This window comes from Halomicrobium sp. IBSBa (assembly GCF_017612575.1).
In the GTDB taxonomy this organism is placed as follows: Archaea; Halobacteriota; Halobacteria; order Halobacteriales; family Haloarculaceae; genus Halomicrobium.
Window position 1 is genome coordinate 770,637 of sequence record NZ_JADPQC010000001.1, and the last position, 17,113, is coordinate 787,749.

General features: G+C 65.3%; 23 protein-coding genes. 13 read left to right on the top strand and 10 right to left on the bottom strand.

Annotated features, from left to right (window positions below; translation table 11 throughout):
• Positions 1–13: 13 nt before the first annotated feature.
• From IL252_RS03995 to IL252_RS04010, 4 genes are read left to right on the top strand one after another with little or no spacing between them, the layout of a single operon-like run.
• Entirely contained in the window at positions 14–1,567 is a 1,554-nt protein-coding gene (locus IL252_RS03995) for an ABC transporter ATP-binding protein (protein WP_208626841.1), read from the top strand.
• Positions 1,564–2,694, top strand: coding sequence for an ABC transporter permease (locus IL252_RS04000; RefSeq protein WP_244256774.1), 1,131 nt, complete (start codon positions 1,564–1,566; stop codon positions 2,692–2,694). Before IL252_RS03995 ends, IL252_RS04000 begins: the two co-directional genes overlap by 4 nt.
• Positions 2,691–3,746: an ABC transporter permease gene (locus tag IL252_RS04005; protein WP_208626843.1), complete on the top strand. Its 1,056-nt coding sequence runs from the start codon at positions 2,691–2,693 to the stop codon at positions 3,744–3,746. Before IL252_RS04000 ends, IL252_RS04005 begins: the two co-directional genes overlap by 4 nt.
• Positions 3,747–3,803: 57 nt before the next feature.
• Positions 3,804–4,301: an NYN domain-containing protein gene (locus IL252_RS04010; RefSeq protein ID WP_153554176.1), complete on the top strand. Its 498-nt coding sequence runs from the start codon at positions 3,804–3,806 to the stop codon at positions 4,299–4,301.
• A 16-nt stretch (positions 4,302–4,317) separates the two neighbouring features.
• On the opposite strand, the gene IL252_RS04015 is transcribed toward IL252_RS04010, so the two are convergent.
• Positions 4,318–4,500, bottom strand: coding sequence for a hypothetical protein (locus tag IL252_RS04015; RefSeq protein ID WP_170095159.1), 183 nt, complete (start codon positions 4,498–4,500; stop codon positions 4,318–4,320).
• Positions 4,501–4,700: 200 nt separating this feature from the next.
• Between IL252_RS04015 and IL252_RS04020 the strand changes: the two genes are divergently transcribed.
• From IL252_RS04020 to IL252_RS04040, 5 genes are all read left to right on the top strand, one after another.
• On the top strand, positions 4,701–5,183 hold the full coding sequence (locus IL252_RS04020) for a PUA domain-containing protein (protein ID WP_208626845.1): 483 nt from the start codon (positions 4,701–4,703) through the stop codon (positions 5,181–5,183).
• A 48-nt stretch (positions 5,184–5,231) separates the two neighbouring features.
• The gene (locus tag IL252_RS04025; protein ID WP_208626846.1) at positions 5,232–5,504 is read left to right on the top strand and encodes a ribbon-helix-helix domain-containing protein; all 273 of its coding nucleotides are present in this window, start codon (positions 5,232–5,234) and stop codon (positions 5,502–5,504) included.
• Positions 5,497–5,778: a type II toxin-antitoxin system RelE/ParE family toxin gene (locus tag IL252_RS04030; RefSeq protein ID WP_208626848.1), complete on the top strand. Its 282-nt coding sequence runs from the start codon at positions 5,497–5,499 to the stop codon at positions 5,776–5,778. The genes IL252_RS04025 and IL252_RS04030 overlap by 8 nt, the downstream gene beginning before the upstream one ends.
• 77 nt (positions 5,779–5,855) lie before the next feature.
• Positions 5,856–6,254 carry a nascent polypeptide-associated complex protein gene (locus IL252_RS04035; RefSeq protein ID WP_208626850.1) on the top strand — a complete coding sequence of 133 codons (399 nt, stop codon included), beginning with the start codon at positions 5,856–5,858 and terminating at the stop codon, positions 6,252–6,254.
• Positions 6,251–6,985: a tRNA (adenine-N1)-methyltransferase gene (locus tag IL252_RS04040; protein ID WP_153554182.1), complete on the top strand. Its 735-nt coding sequence runs from the start codon at positions 6,251–6,253 to the stop codon at positions 6,983–6,985. Before IL252_RS04035 ends, IL252_RS04040 begins: the two co-directional genes overlap by 4 nt.
• Before the next feature lie 49 nt (positions 6,986–7,034).
• Here the strand turns inward: IL252_RS04040 and IL252_RS04045 are convergent, their stop codons facing one another.
• Genes IL252_RS04045 through IL252_RS04055 form a run of 3 tightly spaced genes read right to left on the bottom strand, consistent with a single transcriptional unit; the run spans position 7,035 to position 9,170 of the window.
• Positions 7,035–7,649: a hypothetical protein gene (locus tag IL252_RS04045; protein ID WP_208626852.1), complete on the bottom strand. Its 615-nt coding sequence runs from the start codon at positions 7,647–7,649 to the stop codon at positions 7,035–7,037.
• 45 nt (positions 7,650–7,694) lie between these two features.
• Positions 7,695–8,018 carry a transcription factor S gene (locus IL252_RS04050; protein ID WP_153554185.1) on the bottom strand — a complete coding sequence of 108 codons (324 nt, stop codon included), beginning with the start codon at positions 8,016–8,018 and terminating at the stop codon, positions 7,695–7,697.
• Positions 8,019–8,060: 42 nt separating this feature from the next.
• Positions 8,061–9,170, bottom strand: a complete 1,110-nt coding sequence (locus tag IL252_RS04055) for a hypothetical protein (protein ID WP_208626853.1) — start codon at positions 9,168–9,170, stop codon at positions 8,061–8,063.
• A gap of 222 nt (positions 9,171–9,392) precedes the next feature.
• Here IL252_RS04055 and IL252_RS04060 point away from each other — a divergent pair, with 222 nt between their 5' ends.
• Positions 9,393–9,677 (top strand): DUF5789 family protein, encoded by a 285-nt coding sequence (locus tag IL252_RS04060; RefSeq protein WP_208626855.1) that lies wholly within the window; start codon positions 9,393–9,395, stop codon positions 9,675–9,677.
• 115 nt (positions 9,678–9,792) lie between these two features.
• Here the strand turns inward: IL252_RS04060 and IL252_RS04065 are convergent, their stop codons facing one another.
• From IL252_RS04065 to IL252_RS04080, 4 genes are all read right to left on the bottom strand, one after another.
• A complete protein-coding gene (locus IL252_RS04065) occupies positions 9,793–10,008 on the bottom strand; it encodes a preprotein translocase subunit TatA (protein WP_244256783.1) in 216 nt (71 codons plus the stop codon).
• A gap of 80 nt (positions 10,009–10,088) precedes the next feature.
• Complete coding sequence (locus IL252_RS04070) at positions 10,089–10,292, bottom strand: hypothetical protein (RefSeq protein ID WP_015764138.1); 204 nt, start codon at positions 10,290–10,292, stop codon at positions 10,089–10,091.
• 41 nt (positions 10,293–10,333) lie between these two features.
• Positions 10,334–11,632: a DNA repair protein NreA gene (gene nreA / locus IL252_RS04075; protein WP_208626858.1), complete on the bottom strand. Its 1,299-nt coding sequence runs from the start codon at positions 11,630–11,632 to the stop codon at positions 10,334–10,336.
• Positions 11,633–11,698: 66 nt separating this feature from the next.
• Positions 11,699–12,070 (bottom strand): hypothetical protein, encoded by a 372-nt coding sequence (locus tag IL252_RS04080; RefSeq protein WP_208626860.1) that lies wholly within the window; start codon positions 12,068–12,070, stop codon positions 11,699–11,701.
• Between the two features lie 172 nt (positions 12,071–12,242).
• Here IL252_RS04080 and IL252_RS04085 point away from each other — a divergent pair, with 172 nt between their 5' ends.
• From IL252_RS04085 to IL252_RS04095, 3 genes are all read left to right on the top strand, one after another.
• Positions 12,243–12,881, top strand: a complete 639-nt coding sequence (locus IL252_RS04085) for a hypothetical protein (RefSeq protein ID WP_208626862.1) — start codon at positions 12,243–12,245, stop codon at positions 12,879–12,881.
• 217 nt (positions 12,882–13,098) lie between these two features.
• Positions 13,099–13,353: a hypothetical protein gene (locus tag IL252_RS04090; protein ID WP_208626863.1), complete on the top strand. Its 255-nt coding sequence runs from the start codon at positions 13,099–13,101 to the stop codon at positions 13,351–13,353.
• Positions 13,354–13,794: 441 nt separating this feature from the next.
• Positions 13,795–13,977 (top strand): hypothetical protein, encoded by a 183-nt coding sequence (locus IL252_RS04095; RefSeq protein WP_208626865.1) that lies wholly within the window; start codon positions 13,795–13,797, stop codon positions 13,975–13,977.
• 117 nt (positions 13,978–14,094) lie between these two features.
• Here IL252_RS04095 and IL252_RS04100 read toward each other — a convergent pair whose 3' ends face one another.
• Both IL252_RS04100 and lonB read right to left on the bottom strand, forming a co-directional pair.
• Entirely contained in the window at positions 14,095–14,913 is an 819-nt protein-coding gene (locus tag IL252_RS04100; protein WP_208626867.1) for a CPBP family intramembrane glutamic endopeptidase, read from the bottom strand.
• Between the two features lie 4 nt (positions 14,914–14,917).
• Positions 14,918–16,999: an ATP-dependent protease LonB gene (gene lonB / locus IL252_RS04105; RefSeq protein WP_208626869.1), complete on the bottom strand. Its 2,082-nt coding sequence runs from the start codon at positions 16,997–16,999 to the stop codon at positions 14,918–14,920.
• Between the last annotated feature and the right edge of the window lie 114 nt (positions 17,000–17,113).

Genomic DNA, 17,113 nt, shown 5'->3' on the forward strand with positions numbered 1-17,113 from the left:
CCACCACACAGCCATGAGCGGGAGCGGGGCACCAGCCGTCGAACTCGACGGCATCACCAAACGCTTCGGGGATGTCGTCGCCAACGACGGCGTCGACCTCACACTCGAACGCGGGACGGTCCACGCGCTCGTCGGCGAGAACGGGGCGGGCAAGACGACGCTGATGAGCGTCCTCTACGGGCTCTACGAACCCGACGGGGGAACGATCCGCGTCGACGGACAGCCCCGGACGTTCGACTCGCCGCGAGACGCGATCGACGCCGGGGTCGGCATGATCCACCAGCACTTCCAGCTCGTGGATACGATGACCGTCCTCCAGAACGTCGTCCTGGGACACGAGCCGACCGACAACGGGCTCGTCGACGAGGCCAGCGCGCGGGCGACGATCGACGAGGTCTGTTCGACCTACGGCTTCGACGTCGACCAGCACCTGGAGACGCGAATCGAGGATCTCGGCGTCGGCGTCCAGCAACGCGTCGAGATCGTCAAGAGCCTCTACCGGGGGGCAGACACGCTGATCCTCGACGAGCCCACCGCGGTGTTGACTCCCCAGGAGGTCGCGGAACTGTTCGACGTGATGGAAGCGCTGACCGAGCGCGGCCAGTCGCTGATCTTCATCACCCACAAGCTCGACGAGGCGATGGCCGTCGCCGACGATATCACCGTCCTCCGGGACGGCGAGTCGGTCGGGACCGTCGACGGAGCGACGACGAGCGAGCAGGAACTCGCGCGCATGATGGTCGGCCGGGACGTGCTCTTCGAGGGACAGGAGCGCACGACTGAGCCCGGTTCGGTCACCCTCGACGTGGCGGATCTGCGCGTCCAGGACGACCGCGGGCTCGAACAGGTCAGCGGGATCGACCTCTCGGTGCGGTCCGGCGAGGTGCTGGGGATCGCGGGCGTCGACGGCAACGGGCAGGCAGAACTCGTGGAAGCGATCACCGGACTGCGGCCGATCGAGTCCGGGACGGTCACCTTCGAGGGGCGGGACATCACCGAGACGAGCCGGCGCGACCGCATCGAGTCGGGCATCGCCTACATCCCGGAAGACCGCCAGACCGAGGGGCTCGTCCAGGAGTACGACCTCGTCCGGAACGCCCTGCTCGGGAACCAGACCATCGAGCCGTTCGTCGAGAACGGCTTCGTCGACTGGGATCTCGTCCGCGAACACGCGGCGGAGATCGTCGCCGAGTACGACGTGCAACCGCCCCACGTCGAAGCCGACGCCGGGTCGCTCTCGGGTGGGAACCAGCAGAAGTTCGTCGTCGGACGCGAACTCAGACACGAGCCGGACCTGGTGGTCGCCTCACATCCGACTCGGGGGGTCGACATCGGTTCGATCGAGTTCATCCACGGTCGACTCCACGAAATGCGCGACGAGGGAATGGCGATTCTGCTGGTCTCCTCGAAGCTCGACGAGGTCCAGAAGCTCTCGGATCGCCTCGCGGTGATCCACGAGGGCGAGTTCGTCGACGTGGTCGATCCAGACTCCGTGACCGAGGAGGAACTCGGCCTGCTGATGGCCGGGCAAGAGCGGGCGGCCGCCGACGGAGGTGTCGGGCGGTGAGCACGGCCAGCGACCGAGCGCGAGCCGTCCTCGATCGAGCGGCCGACCGGATGCTGCGAGCGAGCGTCCTCGAACGGTTCGCGCTGGCAGTCGTCTCGACGCTGCTGGCGTTGCTGATCGGCTCGGTGATCGTCTGGGCGACCGGCTACGACGCCGTGGAGTTCGTCACGTCGCTGCTGTACGGCGCGGTCGGGAACCTCTCGAACGTCGCGTTCACGCTGCGTCAGTCGACGATGCTGATTCTGACCGGCGTCGCCGTCGCCGTGGCCTTCCGGGCCGGCGTGTTCAACATCGGCGTGCAGGGACAGTTCGTCGTCGGCGGGTTCGCGACCGCGCTGACGATCCTCTTTCTCGCGCCGCTGTTGCCCGGCGGCCCCGTCGGGGGCGTCGTGTTGATGGTCCTCGGGACGATCACGGCGATCGTCGCGGGCGGTGCCTACGGGGCGCTGCCGGGCCTGATGAAAGCCTACGCCGACGCCAACGAAGTGATCACCACGATCATGCTGAACTTCATCGCGTCGGGCGTCGTCTACTTCCTCATCGACGCGTACCTCCGACCGTCGGGGACCTCCGCACCGAACACGGAGTCGTTCCCCGACTACGTCGACCTGCCCGGTTTCGCGTTCGGGAGCGGCTCGTTCTCGGTCATCGGGCTGGGGGTCGCGCTGGCGACTGCGATCGGCGTCTACGTGGTCATGGCCCGCACGAGCTTCGGCTACGACCTCGTGACCAGCGGCTACCAGGAGTCTGCGGCGGCCTACTCCGGAGTCGACCCGAAGCGGACGGTCGTGACGACGATGACGTTCTCGGGGATGGTCGCTGGCGTCGCCGGTGCGATGTTCGCGATCATGGTCCTGGGGTACTACAGCGACCCGAGCACGTTCCCGAGCTTCGGGTTCGACGCCATCGCCGTGAGCCTGCTGGCGGCGAACAACCCGCTGGGCGTGATCCCGGCCGGCCTGCTCTTTGGCGGTCTCGACGCGGGCGGCCAGTACATCGGGTTCACGCTCGACGTGCCCTCGGAGCTCGTCGACGGCGTCATCGGTCTCATCGTGCTGTTCGTCGCCGCCCCGGAGCTGTTCCGAATGAGTGCTCGTCGCTTCGGACTCGGAGGTGACGAGCGATGAGTGTCGCCGACTACGCGGCCGAGCACCGACTCGCCGTCGGCGGCGGGCTCGCCGCGCTCGCTGCCGTCGCGGCGATCACGCTGCTGGAGCTGCCCGGCGCGGCGCTGCTGACCGTCGGAGCCGCGGAGCGATCACTTCAGGCCGCGATGCCGATCGCGCTGGCCGCGATCGGTGGACTGTACGCCGAGAAGAGCGGCGTGTTCAACATCGGTCTGGAGGGGTTCATGATCTTCGGGGCCTTGACCGCCGCCGCCGCGGCGTGGCTCATCTCCGGCGAAAGCGCGATCACGCAGGGCGATCTCTGGCTGGCCATCCTCGTGGCAGTCGTGTTCTGTGCCCTGCTGACGGTGGCCTTCGCCGTCCTGACGATCCGGTACGAGGCAGACCAGATCGTCGCCGGGCTGGCGGTGTGGTTCATCGGGCTGGGCTTTGGCCCCTTCGGCGCGACGGTTCTGTGGGGTGGCGTCTCCAGCCCGACGCTGCCAAACGTGAACGACGTCGTGATTCCGGGTCTCGCCGAGGTGCCGGTCCTCGGACCGCTGCTGTTCGACGCGTCCCCGCTGGTCCTGCTGACGCTCGTGCTGACGGCCCTCGCGTGGGTCGTCCTCTATCGCACGCGCTACGGCTACTGGATCCAGGCAGCCGGCGAGAACCCCGAGGCGCTGGACACGGCCGGCGTCGACGTGAACCGTGTTCGCTACGCCACCGTGATCTTCTCGGGGGCGATGGCGGGCCTGGCCGGCGCGACGCTGTCGATCGGCATCGGGAGCGGGTTCACCGGCACCGGCGTCACGATGGTCGACGGACGGGGCTGGATCGCCATCGTCGCCTACCTCTTTGGCAACTACAACCCGATCGGAGCCTTCCTCGCGTCGCTGCTCTTTGGCGCGATGGACATGCTCCAGATCCAGCTCCAGACGGTCGGCATCGCGCTGCCCGGATCGATCACCGGACTGTTCCCCTACGTCGCCGTGCTCGTCGTGCTCACGCTGGTGGGGTACACGCGCGTGCCCGCCGCGGTCGGCGAGGCCTACGAGACGGAGTCTGAGTAGCTCCGCCGACCACTGCGAGCCCCAAGAGCTATTCCCGCCGCTTCCTCACACGAGTACATGGTCGTTTCACATCCGGGGCAACGTGTCGGCGTGCTCGCCGACGCCCAGAATCTCTATCACACCGCCCGGAGTCTCCACTCGCGCAACATCGACTACGAATCGCTGCTCGACGAGGCCGTCCAGGGCCGAGCCCTCACTCGCGCCATCGCCTACGTGATCCGGGCCAACTCCCCGGAAGAGGAGAGCTTCTTCGAGGCGCTAGAAGACATCGGCTTCGAGACCCGCATCAAGGACATCAAGACCTTCGGCGACGGCTCGAAGAAGGCCGACTGGGACGTGGGGATGAGCCTCGACGCCGTGTCGCTGGCCCCACACGTCGACACGGTCGTGCTCATCACCGGCGACGGTGACTTCGCTCGTCTCTGTCGGTATCTCCGCCACGAGGGCGTCAAAGTCGAGACGATGGGCTTCGAGGAATCGACCGCAGAGGAACTGGTCGAGGCCGCAGACCACTTCCGGAACCTCAGCGACGACGCCGAACAGTATCTGTTGTAGAAGGTCGAAAGCGAGCTCAGACCGGACGCTTCTCTTCGGAAGTGCCGACGAACAGCGCACCGGCGGCCATCCCGAGCGCGGCGATCGAGGCCGCCCAGACCGGGAAACCACTGCCTAACTGACCGGTGCCGAGGATGATCGCGCTGCTGGCGACGAGCAAGAGCGTGCCCAGTACGACCTTTCGTGTATCGGTTGCCATACCGTCGGCTAGTGGGTCATCCGGTATAAATTTCCCCAAAATCGCCGGAGACCATCACGGTTAATCAGAAAATATCCCACAGTATCGAGGGTCTACACCCGAAGTCGCCAGTCACCCCTCCGCAGGTGTCGCCGCCGGGTCGGTCACTCGCGGCCCGCCAGAACGGTCGACTTTTGGTCGACGGCGACCTTCGCCGGACAATGAGCGAGCGAGCCGCCGATCTCCTGACGCGTGTCGCGACCTACCAGTTCGGCCCCGGAGCCGACGAGGCGCTGTTCCCGGACGTGGACGGGCTGGACGTGACGACGACGCGCTCGGGACGACCGCGACAGGTACGGGACGGCGACGACCGACTGCTGGAGTACGGCAGCGACGGTCGATTCACCCTGGGTGTCGCCGGTGGGCGACGCCTCCTCGACGGCCTCGACGACGCGCGCCACCAGGTCGTCGTCGGCGACGACAGCGAGCCGTTCGTCCGCGAGGGACGCAACGCCTTCGCGAAGTTCGTCACCGACGCCGACGAGGGGATCCGGCCGGGCGACGAGGTACTGGTGGTCCACTACGACGGCGACCTCCTGGGCGTCGGCCGCGCGGAACTGCCCGGCGAGGCGATGCTGTCGTTCGAGACGGGGATGGCGGTGAAAGTACGCCACGGGGCCGGTCCAGCGGACGAAGAGTCGTAGAACGACCCCGTCCGAACACTCATACGGCGGCAGTCGTAATACATTCGTATGTCGGATACAGATACACCATCCGGTAATCCAGAGAAGACGAACGTCAATCTCCGGGTGACCGAGGCGCTTCTCGAAGATATCGACGCGACGTGGCGCAAGGAGGGGTACAATAACCGGAGCGAGTTCATGCGTGAGGCACTGCGTGACGCCGTCCGCCATCCCGATCTGACGCGAGAAAGCTGGAAGGAGATCGCTGCTGTCGAACACGCTCGACGGACTGGCGAGAGCGAATCGTTCTCCCGCGAGGAAATTCTCGGTGACGATGAGTGATGGTTGGAACTGGCAGTTCCGAGCGCCCGCAAAGCGGACGTACGATTCGCTCGACGAACACGCTCAGGACCGCATAACGGGCAAGCTCGACGAGATCGTCAACGACCGGTGGCGGGAACCCACCGAGTACCTCGAACCCCTGACCGGTGTGCCCCATTCGAAACTCAGAATTGGACAGTTCCGACTCGGGGCCGAATGCGACCGTACAGCGCAGATCCTGGACGTGTATACGATCGAGCATCGAAGCGGGGCATACAACGCCGACGACGATTGATCCAGCATCTGTGTCCCAGCCCCTCGCTGACGACACAGGTCGGTGTCCTTTTGACGGCGGACCACGCACGGACGGGTATGTTCGGAGGAGGCGGCGGCGGACTCAATCCGCGCAAGATGAAGCAGATGATGGAACAGATGGGCATCGACATGGAAGACATCGATGCCGAAGAAGTGATCATTCGGACCCCCGACAAGGAGCTGTACTTCACCGACGCCGAGGTCCAGCTCATGGAGGCCCAGGGCCAGTCGACCTATCAGGTCGTCGGCGAGCCCGAGGAGCGAGCGCTCGAAGCCGGCGACGACGGTGAGAGCGAGTCCGACACGTCGGCCGACGACGCCACCGGCGACAGCGGGATTCCCGACGACGACGTAGAGCTGGTCGCGATGCGTGCCGGCGTCGACGAGGAGACCGCCCGCGAGGCGCTCGAAGCGGAGGACGGCGACCTCGCAGGCGCAGTCGAGCGTCTGGAGTGACCTACCTCCTCATCCACGAGGGCGAAGACCGCGAGTACCTCCTCGCGGCCGGCGAGACCCTGGAAACTGACCTCGGCGTGCTAGAGGTCCCCGACGATCCCGAGCCGGGCCAGGTTGTCGAGACGCACCTCGACGAGCCGTTCACCGTGCGCGAGCTACGCGGCCCGGACCTGTTCAACCACCTCGAACGCACCGGCGCGCCGATGATGCCACGAGATATCGGGATCGTCGTCGGCAAGACCGGGCTCCAGTCGGGCGACCGCGTGCTCGATGCCGGCACCGGAACGGGCGTCCTCGCGGCCTACCTCGCGCGGATGGGCGTGACGGTGACCACCTACGAGCGCGATCCCGACTTCGCCGACGTGGCCCGCGAGAACATGGCGATGGCCGGCGTCGAGGACCGCGTCGACGTGCGCAGCGGCGACGTGACGGCGGCCCTGTCGACGCTTACCGAGAGCGACTTCGACGTGGTCACGCTCGACACCGGCGACGCCGCGGCGGTCGTCGAGCGAGCGCCGGAGCTGCTCGTCCCCGGCGGCTTTCTCGCGGTCTACTCGCCGTTCGTCGAGCAGGCCCGCGAAGCGATCCAGACCGCGCGGGACGCCGGGCTGCAGGACGCAGAGACGCTGGAGACGATCCAGCGCGCGCTCGACGTGAGCGAGCGGGGCACCCGGCCGTCGACGCGAGGCGTCGGGCACACCGGCTACCTGACCTTCGCACGCAACCCCTGACAGTTCTCCACAGACTGGCGTCCCATCGCGGGCTGGCGAGACCCCCGGCCTACTCGATCGCCCGAATCAGCTCGATCAGCTCGTTTCGGTACCGCTCTGGCGTCCTCGTCAGCACCGCGGGTGGCTCGTCGATCCCGAGGATGTCGGCCACGGGACGAGCCGGGTACGCGCCGGCACCGATGCGAAAGCCATCGCCGTGCCAAACGCCGACCCAGCCCGTAATCGGCAGCGTCGCGTCCGGCTCCGACAGCGGCAGTTCGGCCCGATACTGTGTGAGCTTCGCTCGATCACCAGACGCGACGCGGACACGCTCCGTGCGGCCCCGTTCGATCGACTCGAAGCCACGGTCGCGCAACTCGGACTTGAACGTCCTGTTGGCCTCCGAGCGGACCGTCGGGAGGATCATCGCGGGGCCGATGCCGGGCGACAGCGACGGCGTGAAGGTCAGTTTCGTCGCGAAGAAGAACCGCCAGCGCTGGTCCCGAGCGCCGTACTCGGCGGCAGCTCGACGCGTTCGCTCGTCACCGTACAGCACCGTCGCGCCTTCGACGCGGGTCCCGGGGAGCTGAAACACCGTCTCGACGGTCTCGTCGGTTCGCGTCCAGTCGCCGTCGGCGAGGCGTTGCTCGGGGACCGAAGGGAACCGTTCGTCGGAAGGTGACACACCTCGTACTGACAGTGGCACCCACCTAACAGTTCCGTCGAGCGGTCAGTGGTCGTCTTCGCGCCACTTGTGGTCGCACTCGGTACAAGTGAAAAAGCGCGTCTCGGACTCGTCGGCGGCCCGGATCTGCTTCATCTCCCAGAAGGCTCGGTCGTTGCCACACTCGGGACAGTGCGCGTCCGTCGTCGGCCCCATGTCCTCGGCCTCGACCTCGGAGGTGTCGACGATCTCGCTCTCTTCCTGGCCCTGCGTGGTCACCATCGAACTTTCGTCCGCCGCGTCGCGGGCCTTCTCGGCACCGCAGCTGCCACAGACCCAGACGCCGTCTTCGGCTTTCATCATCGAACCGCAGTCGTCACAGAACTCCATGGTTGACTGGGATTGCCATCGAAGTGGTTTAAGCTCGGGGGTTCACCGCTCCAGCCAGCTCGAACAGGCGTCCAGGTCGTCCATCGTTCGCTCGTGGAGCTGGCAGTACGGCGTCGACTCGCCGTCTTCCATCACGTACTCGAAGTGCCGACAGTTCCCGCAGTACGCTTCGAGGCCGTCCTCGTCATTCTCCTCGGCACCGTCGCTCGTCGAATCGAGGAAGTCGTTGCTGAAGGCCGCGCCACCGGTCGCCGTTCCGTCGGCGTCGATCACTTCGCCGCCGTCGGCGCTGGGTTCTGTCTGTGGCCCCCCAGAGTGGCCCGTGGCGGTGTCGGCGTCGCCAGCGAAGACATCCGTACCGCGATCGAAGGAATACGTCTGGCTGCCAGCGTCGCGATCGAACCGTTCGGTCTGAGTGCGCTCGGTCTGGGTGGCCCGGTCACGCCGAGCGTCGTCCGACCGGCGATCGGCGGCTGGCGACCCGCCGTCGTCGGTCACGTCGCTGTCCTCGTGTTCGGCTCCGGACGTAACTGTCGCGCCGTCGTGACCGGTCGACGCGGTCTCGCGGTTCGTCTGGGTCTCGACCTCGCCGTCGAGGTCCGTGCCGAAGAGGCCGACGCCGCCGAAGCGGCCGATCGAGCGGGCCTCTTCGACGAGCTGGATCGTCCCCTGGCGGGTGATCTCCATGCGGGCCGTCCCGCCGGGATCGTTGCGGGTCTTGAACGTCGCCAGCGCGACGAACAGACACCAGAAGATCGTGACGACGCCGAAGAAGTAGACGGCCGTCGTCGCCAGCGTCAGCAGCGGCGCGGCGGTGACCCAGTCGTAGGGATAGACGTGCTGGAACATGGCGACGCCGATCGCCGTGATCCCCGTCCCGACGATTGCAGCCCCACGGACCGACCGCGACGCCGGGAGGACGGCGAAGACCCCGAGCAACACGGCCGGCAAGCCCAGCCCCGCGAGGACGCCCGCCAGCTCCCGAGCCGGGTACCGTCCCAGCGACTGGACACCCACGTTCGTCGTCGCCAGCGCGATGGCACCCACCACCATCGTCCCGCCGACGAGAAAGAGCCCGCTGCCGAGGAGCTGCTGTCGCCGGCTGGCCACGCGGCCGACGTTGCCCTCGTACACGTCTGTGAGACTCGTCATGGGGCGTTCTAGGGCCGCTGCCCTCAAAACTACCCGTCAGACGCGTGGCAGACGGGGAGAGAGCCCGAACGTCGTGAGGGATCTCGGAAAGCTCGAACGGTGACGATGAGGTGCCCTGCGAGAGCAGGCGGGGTGATCGACACGCCAGTGCGGTGGTCGTTCGACGGGAGCCGACGCCAGCGTTCCGAAAACCCTAATCACGGCCGCTCGGAAGGTGGCAGTATGAGCGACGACGAGGAAACAGACGAGGGGCCGGCAGTCGAACTCGGCGAGGGCGATTCGGTCGCCGGTGCGCCCCTGGCACGCGTTAGCTCCCGACTCACGTGGGGTATCGAGCACAGCACGATCGTCGAGCGCGAGGGCGACACCGAGATCCGCACGCCCGACGGTCCACAGCCACTCGCCGACCTGATGGTCGACGTGGACGTCCCCTACTTCGAGCACCGCCGCGAGTTCGAGTCGGCCGTCCATGAAGTGCTCGGCGACGGCCCGGTTCCGACCGAGTAACACAGCGGACTGTTCTGTCGCAGTCGCCGTTCACCGAGCGCGTCCAGCGGACACGCTGTACGCCGAGTAGAGAGCCGTCAGTTCGCGCGAGAGCGCGACCCGTGGTCACGCCGGTTCAACTGCGAGACGCCTCGTCGGACCGATCCCGGCGCTCGTCGTCGGTGTCGCTCTCGGCGCTGGACTGCTGGTGCCGGAGCCGCTCGACTTCGCGTTCGAGTTCTGCCACGCGCTCGTCGGTCTCGTCGTCGCCCGAGAGCCACCGCAAGAGAAGCACGACCAGTCCGACGACCAACAGGAGAGGGGCCGCGAGCATGATGAGGATCAAGAACACGATAACGAGCTCTTGAGTCCCTGGAAGACCGATCTGGAGGGCAATCACGTCCGGCACATCTGTCACGCCAGAACAAGAACTTACTGGTCGTCGAGTCGGTCCACGCGGCGCTGTAGCTCTTCGACCTGCTGTTCCAGTCGGTCGAGGCGCTGCTGGTCTGGCGAGCGGTTCTGCCTGACGAGCAAGACGCCGCCGACGAGCGCGAGCGACACCACGAGAAAGAGCAACAGGAGCGCGCCGACGAAGAGCAGTTCGACGCCGACCGGAAGCTGTAGCGGTTCCATACCGGCGTCTGGACGGCGAGGTGTATAAGCGCTGTCGGCGATCAGAAGTCGGCCAGCGTCGACTGGAGTCCCGCGACCATGTCGGATTTGCGCCGGAGCGTCCCCAGCGACACCGGGAGCTGTTCGGTGACGGCAGTCACGGCGTCGCGGAAGCTCTCGGCGACGGCGGGCTGGTCCTGGTAAGCAGTGTCGCCGGGTTCGCTCGTCTCGCGAGAGACCCCCGCCTCGAAGGCGTTTCGGACGCCCTCGCGGACCTGCCAGACGCCGACCGGAGCCCAGTAGTCGTCGGTGACCTCCCGCAAGACGAGACACTTCGCCTGGCGGTCTCGCTCCTGGAGGTGTTCGAGCACGCCCAGTCGCGAGGCGTAGTACGCGCCGGCAGTCTCCTCGACGTAGCCAGTGCGGCCCTCGTAGCCCTCGTTGGCGCTGGCGAGATAGTGGGTCTGGCCGGTCGGGTTCCAGACGCTCTCGGGGGCTTTCATCTCGACGAGTTCGAACTCCCACTGGCCCGGAGTCATGAGGACCCAGTAGCGGTTGCCCATGTACTCGTTGTACCAGACCTCGGTCTGGTCGATGGTGTTGCGGTTCTGGATCGTCCCCCGCAGATACTGCCCGACCGTGTCGTCGACGGCGGTGATCGACCACCGCGTCGGGACGAGTCTGCGCTGGCGGCCCCGTCCCAGCGCGCCCGCAGAGAGGATCGTGTTGACCTCGTACACGTCGAATCCCCGGCGGTAGAGGTAGTTCATCGCGCCCTCTGCCTGCCAGTCGTCGTCCTCGAGGGTCTTCTCGACGGCGCGGGGGACGTGTGGGTTCTCCGCGAGGTCGGCGGTCGTCGCGCTGGCACGCGGCCCCGTGGGCGTGCCCACGTCGTCGAAGCGAACGTCCAAATCCGGCGTACCGTCGAGTCCGACCTCCACGTCGACCGGGTGGTCGGCGATCGCGACCTCGCGCTGCGTGCCGACGAAGCCGTCCCACACGTCCGACACGTCGACGTTCGCCGAACGCGTGGAGTTGAGCAGCCCCGTCCGGCGCTGGAGCACGTCGTCGATCCCCAGCCCGTCCCGGTACCACTGGCCGCTGGTGGCGAACTGCCCGGCGTCGGCGTCGGACGCCATCGGCGAGAGCACGCCCGTCGACACGTCGGGATAGCCCGACCGGCCGACGAAGATCTCCGGCGCGGTCGAGCCAAAGAGCGCGTCGCCCTGGACGGTCTCCTCGAACTGTCGTTCGACGTCCTCGAGGTGGTTCGTGATCTCGTAGGACTTCTCCTCGGCGAGGCGACGCCGCTCGGCGGCCTCGTCGCGATCGAACCCCTCGATGAACTCGTCGAGACGCATCGAGAGACCGTTGGACGCTCGGCGATAAAACAGTGACTCTCGTGGCGGGCACGCCGACCGACGGCCTCACGCGTACTGATCGTAGAAGTACAGTCCGACCGCGACGAGCAGCGCGAACGAGCCGACGGTGTCGATCAAGAGCACTCGCTGGACGAGTTCGAACCCCGCGAGACCCTGATAGGCGATCGACAGCCCGGCGATACCGAGTGTCGCCACCAGCGCGACCGCGACGGGTTCCGTCTCGCGGGCGCGACTGATCCGCCGAGTGCCGACGCCACAGGCCAGTAACACGAGCACGCCGATGAGGAGATCCGAGAGCGGCCCGGCGTAGGCGTTCGTCGTCGAGAGTTCCGTGACGAACAGCGCCACGTACACCAGCAGCGCACCGACGACGACCTGTCGCTGGCGCTGTGAGCGGATCGCGAAGATGTCTGTCATCGTCGGGCAATGGACTGGGGGAAAGATAACAGTGACGAGCACGAGACGGTGCCAGCCGGCGGCGCTCCGGACATCGGCGTCCCGTTGGTCGACAACGTGAGAGTTCCACCACAGTCGCGCTCGGCTGGGACAGAACGCAACACATAGGAAACTGGCACCGACAGTGGCGTCTGTGCCCTCCAACACAAACAGCGACGTTCCGCGAGACGTCTCCGCCGTCGTCCGTCGATACCGACGCCTCGAACGACCGATCAGTGCCGGCATCGCCGTCTTCGTCGGACTCGTCGCGGCCGCCGCGATCATCACGCTCCCGCTAGCGGTCGGCCTCGCGGTCGCAGTCGCCGTGCTCGTCGTCGTCCGCGTCCCCATCTTCGAGACCGGTGGGACGACGACGCTGTCGACCCAGCAGCGTCCCGACGAGGTGCGTGCGGCCTTCGAGAGTGCCAGCCCGCCACCGCTGGTCTTCCAGTGGGAGCTGGCCGACGAGGTCGAGCGAGTCGACGGAGGCTGGAGCTACGAGATCTCGTATCTCCTGGGACTGCGATCGGTCCGACTGCACGTCGAGACCCGACCCGGCGACGACGCCGACCTCGAACTGGTGGTCACCGTCGGCGACGAGTCGTGGGGAACCTACCGCGTCGACATCGAGGCCCGCGACGACGAGACGATCGTCGTGATCGACACGACCTCGGATCGCAGATTCGGCCTCCGACGACTACCACAGTGGTTCGTGGGCCAGCGATACCGGACGGCGGCGCTGTCTGCACAGGGATACACCGTCGTCGAGCAGGACACGCGACTGACGCTCTAGAGTCGCTCTGCGACCCTAATTGCCGGTTTCTGAACGACTTAAATTGGCGTGTAGCAAATGCACGAGTCTCTACAGCTATAACTCTCTAAAAAGATGAGAAGAATGATTGTAGTGTGTGACGAGTGCTCTGACGAGCTGATATAGTACAAGGTTTTGATAGGAGTCCTCTCGGGAATGCTATTATAAGCATTCCTCGTCTATCGAGAATTAGTGGTAAATGTTTGAATGTATGCCTTGGAGAGATCCCAGAGAGGCTGCTTTAATATTGGCTAAAATAATTCTTGCACTCGTCATATCAGCGGTAGCAACAATTGCTGTAATGGTTATTGTTCCGCTCGGTGACTTCAGCCCGCAAACTCCGGGAAGGGCGATTATGATTATCGTGTTTTATAGCGTCTGGGCGATGTTGACGTTTAAGTTTTTGTTTGGAGAATATATCCCTCGCGAATCACTCAAAAGAGATAATATTTGATTTTCATTAATTAATTTTGCCCTTGGCGCGAAAAGAGCACCCACTGACGAACGCTCCGTTGACCAGCGCCCACGAAGCGTGGAAGCGCGTCGAGCCCGGTACCTTCGAACTGACCGTCGGCGAGGAGATGTCAAGATCGAAGTCGCAGAGATAGTTATTTGTGGTCGATTATAGACACTATTTTTCTTTTAGCAGCCGGTGAGTTTGTTTGATCACAATACAACCTCTGCGTTTTCTTGATCTTCCGGATACGACCATGAATCCGAATCTGTGTCGATGCTTATTCCGAGTGGTAGATGCGTAAGAACGATACTTTTCAATATATTAAAATTAGTATTAAAAACTAACATATGAATTAATTTCGTTAGGGACACATGGTTGGGATGTCAGTTCACATAATAACGTACAAATTATTTATGTATATCGGGAAGCGATTCAAATATGGATGAGATTAAGGGATATCTGGCAATTATAACAATGCTCCTCGGATTTCAGACACTCAACGCAGTTTCTGATAACACGAACAGTCTTTTTACTGAAGTTGGAGCAGGTCTCGCCATCTTAGTGATACTGCTTGTCCCAATTTATCTCCTCGGAAAAGCAGTCTACCCGAAATTACGATGATATGATCTTCTGACGGATTTATATGTGGTAACAAAGTAGCTCGCCGCGCTACAGTACCGCGACGAGGCGCTGGCCGCACGAGTACAGGGCTGTCGACCGGGAGACCGAGGTCTCGTTCTAGGGATCGCCCGCGAACGTCTCAACGGTCAGCCGGTCGTAGCCCATTCCCTCGTGGACCGCGAGCTCCAGGGCGTTCACGAGGTAGTGGGCGACGACCACCACGAGCAGGCTGTTCGTGAGGACGTAGCCGGCCGCGAGTGCGAGTCCGAGCCCGCCGGTGACGAGCATGCCGACTTTCCCCTGCGCGCCGTGAGCGGCACCGAAGACGACCGACGAGACGACCGCGAGCAGCCACGGCGAGAGGGAGAAGCCGGCGGCCAGCGCACCGATGGCAGCGCCACGGAAGACGACTTCCTCGACGACGGCGACGGTCGGGAGCGCGACGCCGAGCAGGAGGACCCACCCGCCGACGGAGTCGGGGGCGAGCAGTTCCCGGACGGCTTCGTCGTAGCCCGCACCGGTCGCGTCGGCGATCGCACCCGCGGCTTCGTTGGCGAGCCAGAGGGCGACGCCGAAGCCGATCCCGACGGCGACGCCGGGGAGACCACGGGCGAGAGCGGTCTCGGGGATTCCGAGCGCCCACGGCGGGATCGAGAAGTACACCGCGGCCCCGACGACGACCGCGCCGAACAGCCCCTGGGTCACGACGACGTTGGCGAGCAAGGCACCGGGCGACAGCCGCGCCCGCGGGTCCGCCACCGGCCGCTCGAAGCGCGGCACGACTGGGTCAGTCGGTCGCGGATCGCGTGGCGAGGGCTCCCTGAACCGGACGGGATCGTCGTCGCCACTCAGGGCCGACTGGGACGCTCTCGCGAGTGCGAGAAGCAAGAACAGAGAGACGGCGAGCAGGCCGGCGAAGGCGGCCCACCGCGCCACGGTTCTACTGCGGGCTGGGTGAGCCGCTCTGCTGGCCCACTTCGCGTTCGAGCGCTTTGCCGGTGATGGACTTGAGCCGGTCGACCAGCGAGTCCTTCTCGGGTTCGCCGGCCAGGGCCACTTCCAGCACCTCGGAGATATGTGAGACCGGGACGATCTCGATCATCTCCTCGTACTCCTCTTCGATCATCACGTCCTGGGTGTTTGCCTCGGGGATGATGACCGTGTCGAGCCCGGACTTGGCCGCGGCCTCGATCTTGTGGGTCACGCCGCCGACGGGCAACACGTCGCCCCGGACCGACAGCGATCCGGTCATCGCGAGGTTCTGCTCGATCGGGACGTCCTCCAGTGCGGAGATGACCGCCGTTGCGACCGTGATCGAGGCGGAGTCGCCGTCGACACCGCCCTCACCGGCCTGGACGAACTGGATGTGAACGTCCTTCTCGGAGATGTCCTCGTCCGAGAACTTCTTGATGATCGCCGAGACGTTCTGGACTGCCTCCTCGGCCATCTCTTTGAGCTGGCCGGTGGCGATCACCTGGCCGGGACCCTGCGAGGGCGTGACCTCCGCCATGACCGGGAGAACGATCCCGCTGTCCTCGCCCATCACGGCCAGGCCGTTGACGCGGCCGACCACGTCGCCCTCGTTGACGGTCAGCTCGTAGTCCTTGCGGCGTTCGATGTAGTCGTCTGCGAGCTGTTGCTCGATGGAGCGGCTCCGACCTTTCGCCTGGAGCACGTCCTCGCGCGTGGTCACGTCCTGATCCTCCGCGCGGGCGATGTCGCCCGCGACGCGGACCAGTCCGCCCAGTTCGCGCAGCTTCAGGGTCAGGTGCCCCTTGCGGCCCGCACGGCGGCGGGCTTCGAGGATGATCTCCTCGACGGCCTCGCGGTCGAAGTGGGGGAGTCGCCCGTCGTTCTCGACTTCCTGCGCGATGAAGCGGGTGAGCTTCCGGCGCATCTCCGGGGTGTCCTCGATGGTGTCGTCCATGTACACCTCGTAGCCGTACCCCTTGATCCGGGAGCGCAGCGCGGGGTGCATGTTCTCCATGGCGTCGAGATTCCCCGCCGCGATCATGATGAAGTCACAGGGGACGGGCTCGGTCTGGACCATCGCGCCCGAGGAGCGCTCGGACTGGCCCGTGATGGAGAACTCGCCCTCCTGGATCGCGGTCATGAGCTTCTGCTGGCTGCGGATGTCCAGCGTGTTGATCTCGTCGACGAACAGCACGCCCTTGTTGGCCTTGTGGATCGCGCCGGCCTCGACGCGGTCGTGGCTGGGCGTCTCCATCCCGCCCGACTGGAACGGGTCGTGGCGAACGTCGCCCAGCAGCGCACCGGCGTGGGCACCGGTCGCGTCCTCGAAGGGCGCGGTGGTCTGGTTCGACCGGTTGACCAGCAGGTTCGGGATCATCGAGTCGTTGCCACGCGAGCCATAGCGGAACGCCAGGTAGATGACACCGGCCGCGAGGATCCCCAGCAGGACCGACCCCTGGATGATCAGCGCGTAGCCGATGATGATGGCGATGATGATCCACATCAGGAAGGTCCGCATCTGGTTGCGCTTGCGGGCCTCCTCCTTGTGGGCGTCGACGATCTGCTCACCTTTCCCGGCGGGGACGGTCCGAACCTTCGGCTCGTTTCCGTCGTCCGGGTTGTGGTAGACCAGAACGTCCTGTAGTTCCTCTTTCGGGAGCAGTTGGCTCATCGCTTTCGCCAGCATCGACTTGCCCGTCCCGGGCGAGCCGATCATCATCACGTGACGGCGCTGTTTGGCTGCCTTTTTGATGACGTCACGGGCGTGGTCCTGCCCGATGACCTGATCGACGAGTCGGTCGGGGACTTCGATGTCGCTGGTCGACTCGATGCCGAGCCCACCGAGGAGCCCGTCTTCGTCGTCGAGGGACGCGCCGCTCTCGACTTCGACCTCACTGCCGAGGTTGTCGAGGCCGCCACTTTCGGCCCCGCCACCCTCCTCAGTGTCACCAGCGTCGTCGGCCGCGCTGGGGTCGTCGTCTTCGGGCGGCGTCCCGGTCACCTCCCGCTCGTCGTCGGGAGTGTCGTCGATCTCGGTATTGTCGCTCATACAAACGTTGCTAACACCAGTTTGGAGGGACTGTCCACTGATATACTTTCTCCCCGCGACCGTGCTTGCCACACGAGTGGAACCGCAAGAGGGGAGCCGGTTGTAGTGGTAAAA

Excerpts from the sequence above, each read along its gene's own strand:
- IL252_RS04015 (WP_170095159.1), bottom strand. The coding sequence starts at position 4,500 with ATGGCAACCGATACACGAAAGGTCGTACTGGGCACGCTCTTGCTCGTC.
- IL252_RS04035 (WP_208626850.1), top strand. The coding sequence starts at position 5,856 with ATGTTCGGAGGAGGCGGCGGCGGACTCAATCCGCGCAAGATGAAGCAG.
- IL252_RS04070 (WP_015764138.1), bottom strand. The coding sequence starts at position 10,292 with ATGGAACCGCTACAGCTTCCGGTCGGCGTCGAACTGCTCTTCGTCGGC.
- IL252_RS04020 (WP_208626845.1), top strand. The coding sequence starts at position 4,701 with ATGAGCGAGCGAGCCGCCGATCTCCTGACGCGTGTCGCGACCTACCAG.
- IL252_RS04010 (WP_153554176.1), top strand. The coding sequence starts at position 3,804 with ATGGTCGTTTCACATCCGGGGCAACGTGTCGGCGTGCTCGCCGACGCC.
- IL252_RS04090 (WP_208626863.1), top strand. The coding sequence starts at position 13,099 with ATGTTTGAATGTATGCCTTGGAGAGATCCCAGAGAGGCTGCTTTAATA.
- IL252_RS04060 (WP_208626855.1), top strand. The coding sequence starts at position 9,393 with ATGAGCGACGACGAGGAAACAGACGAGGGGCCGGCAGTCGAACTCGGC.
- IL252_RS04095 (WP_208626865.1), top strand. The coding sequence starts at position 13,795 with ATGGATGAGATTAAGGGATATCTGGCAATTATAACAATGCTCCTCGGA.
- nreA (WP_208626858.1), bottom strand. The coding sequence starts at position 11,632 with ATGCGTCTCGACGAGTTCATCGAGGGGTTCGATCGCGACGAGGCCGCC.
- lonB (WP_208626869.1), bottom strand. The coding sequence starts at position 16,999 with ATGAGCGACAATACCGAGATCGACGACACTCCCGACGACGAGCGGGAG.
- IL252_RS04030 (WP_208626848.1), top strand. The coding sequence starts at position 5,497 with ATGAGTGATGGTTGGAACTGGCAGTTCCGAGCGCCCGCAAAGCGGACG.
- IL252_RS04005 (WP_208626843.1), top strand. The coding sequence starts at position 2,691 with ATGAGTGTCGCCGACTACGCGGCCGAGCACCGACTCGCCGTCGGCGGC.
- IL252_RS04080 (WP_208626860.1), bottom strand. The coding sequence starts at position 12,070 with ATGACAGACATCTTCGCGATCCGCTCACAGCGCCAGCGACAGGTCGTC.
- IL252_RS04055 (WP_208626853.1), bottom strand. The coding sequence starts at position 9,170 with ATGACGAGTCTCACAGACGTGTACGAGGGCAACGTCGGCCGCGTGGCC.
- IL252_RS04050 (WP_153554185.1), bottom strand. The coding sequence starts at position 8,018 with ATGGAGTTCTGTGACGACTGCGGTTCGATGATGAAAGCCGAAGACGGC.
- IL252_RS03995 (WP_208626841.1), top strand. The coding sequence starts at position 14 with ATGAGCGGGAGCGGGGCACCAGCCGTCGAACTCGACGGCATCACCAAA.
- IL252_RS04025 (WP_208626846.1), top strand. The coding sequence starts at position 5,232 with ATGTCGGATACAGATACACCATCCGGTAATCCAGAGAAGACGAACGTC.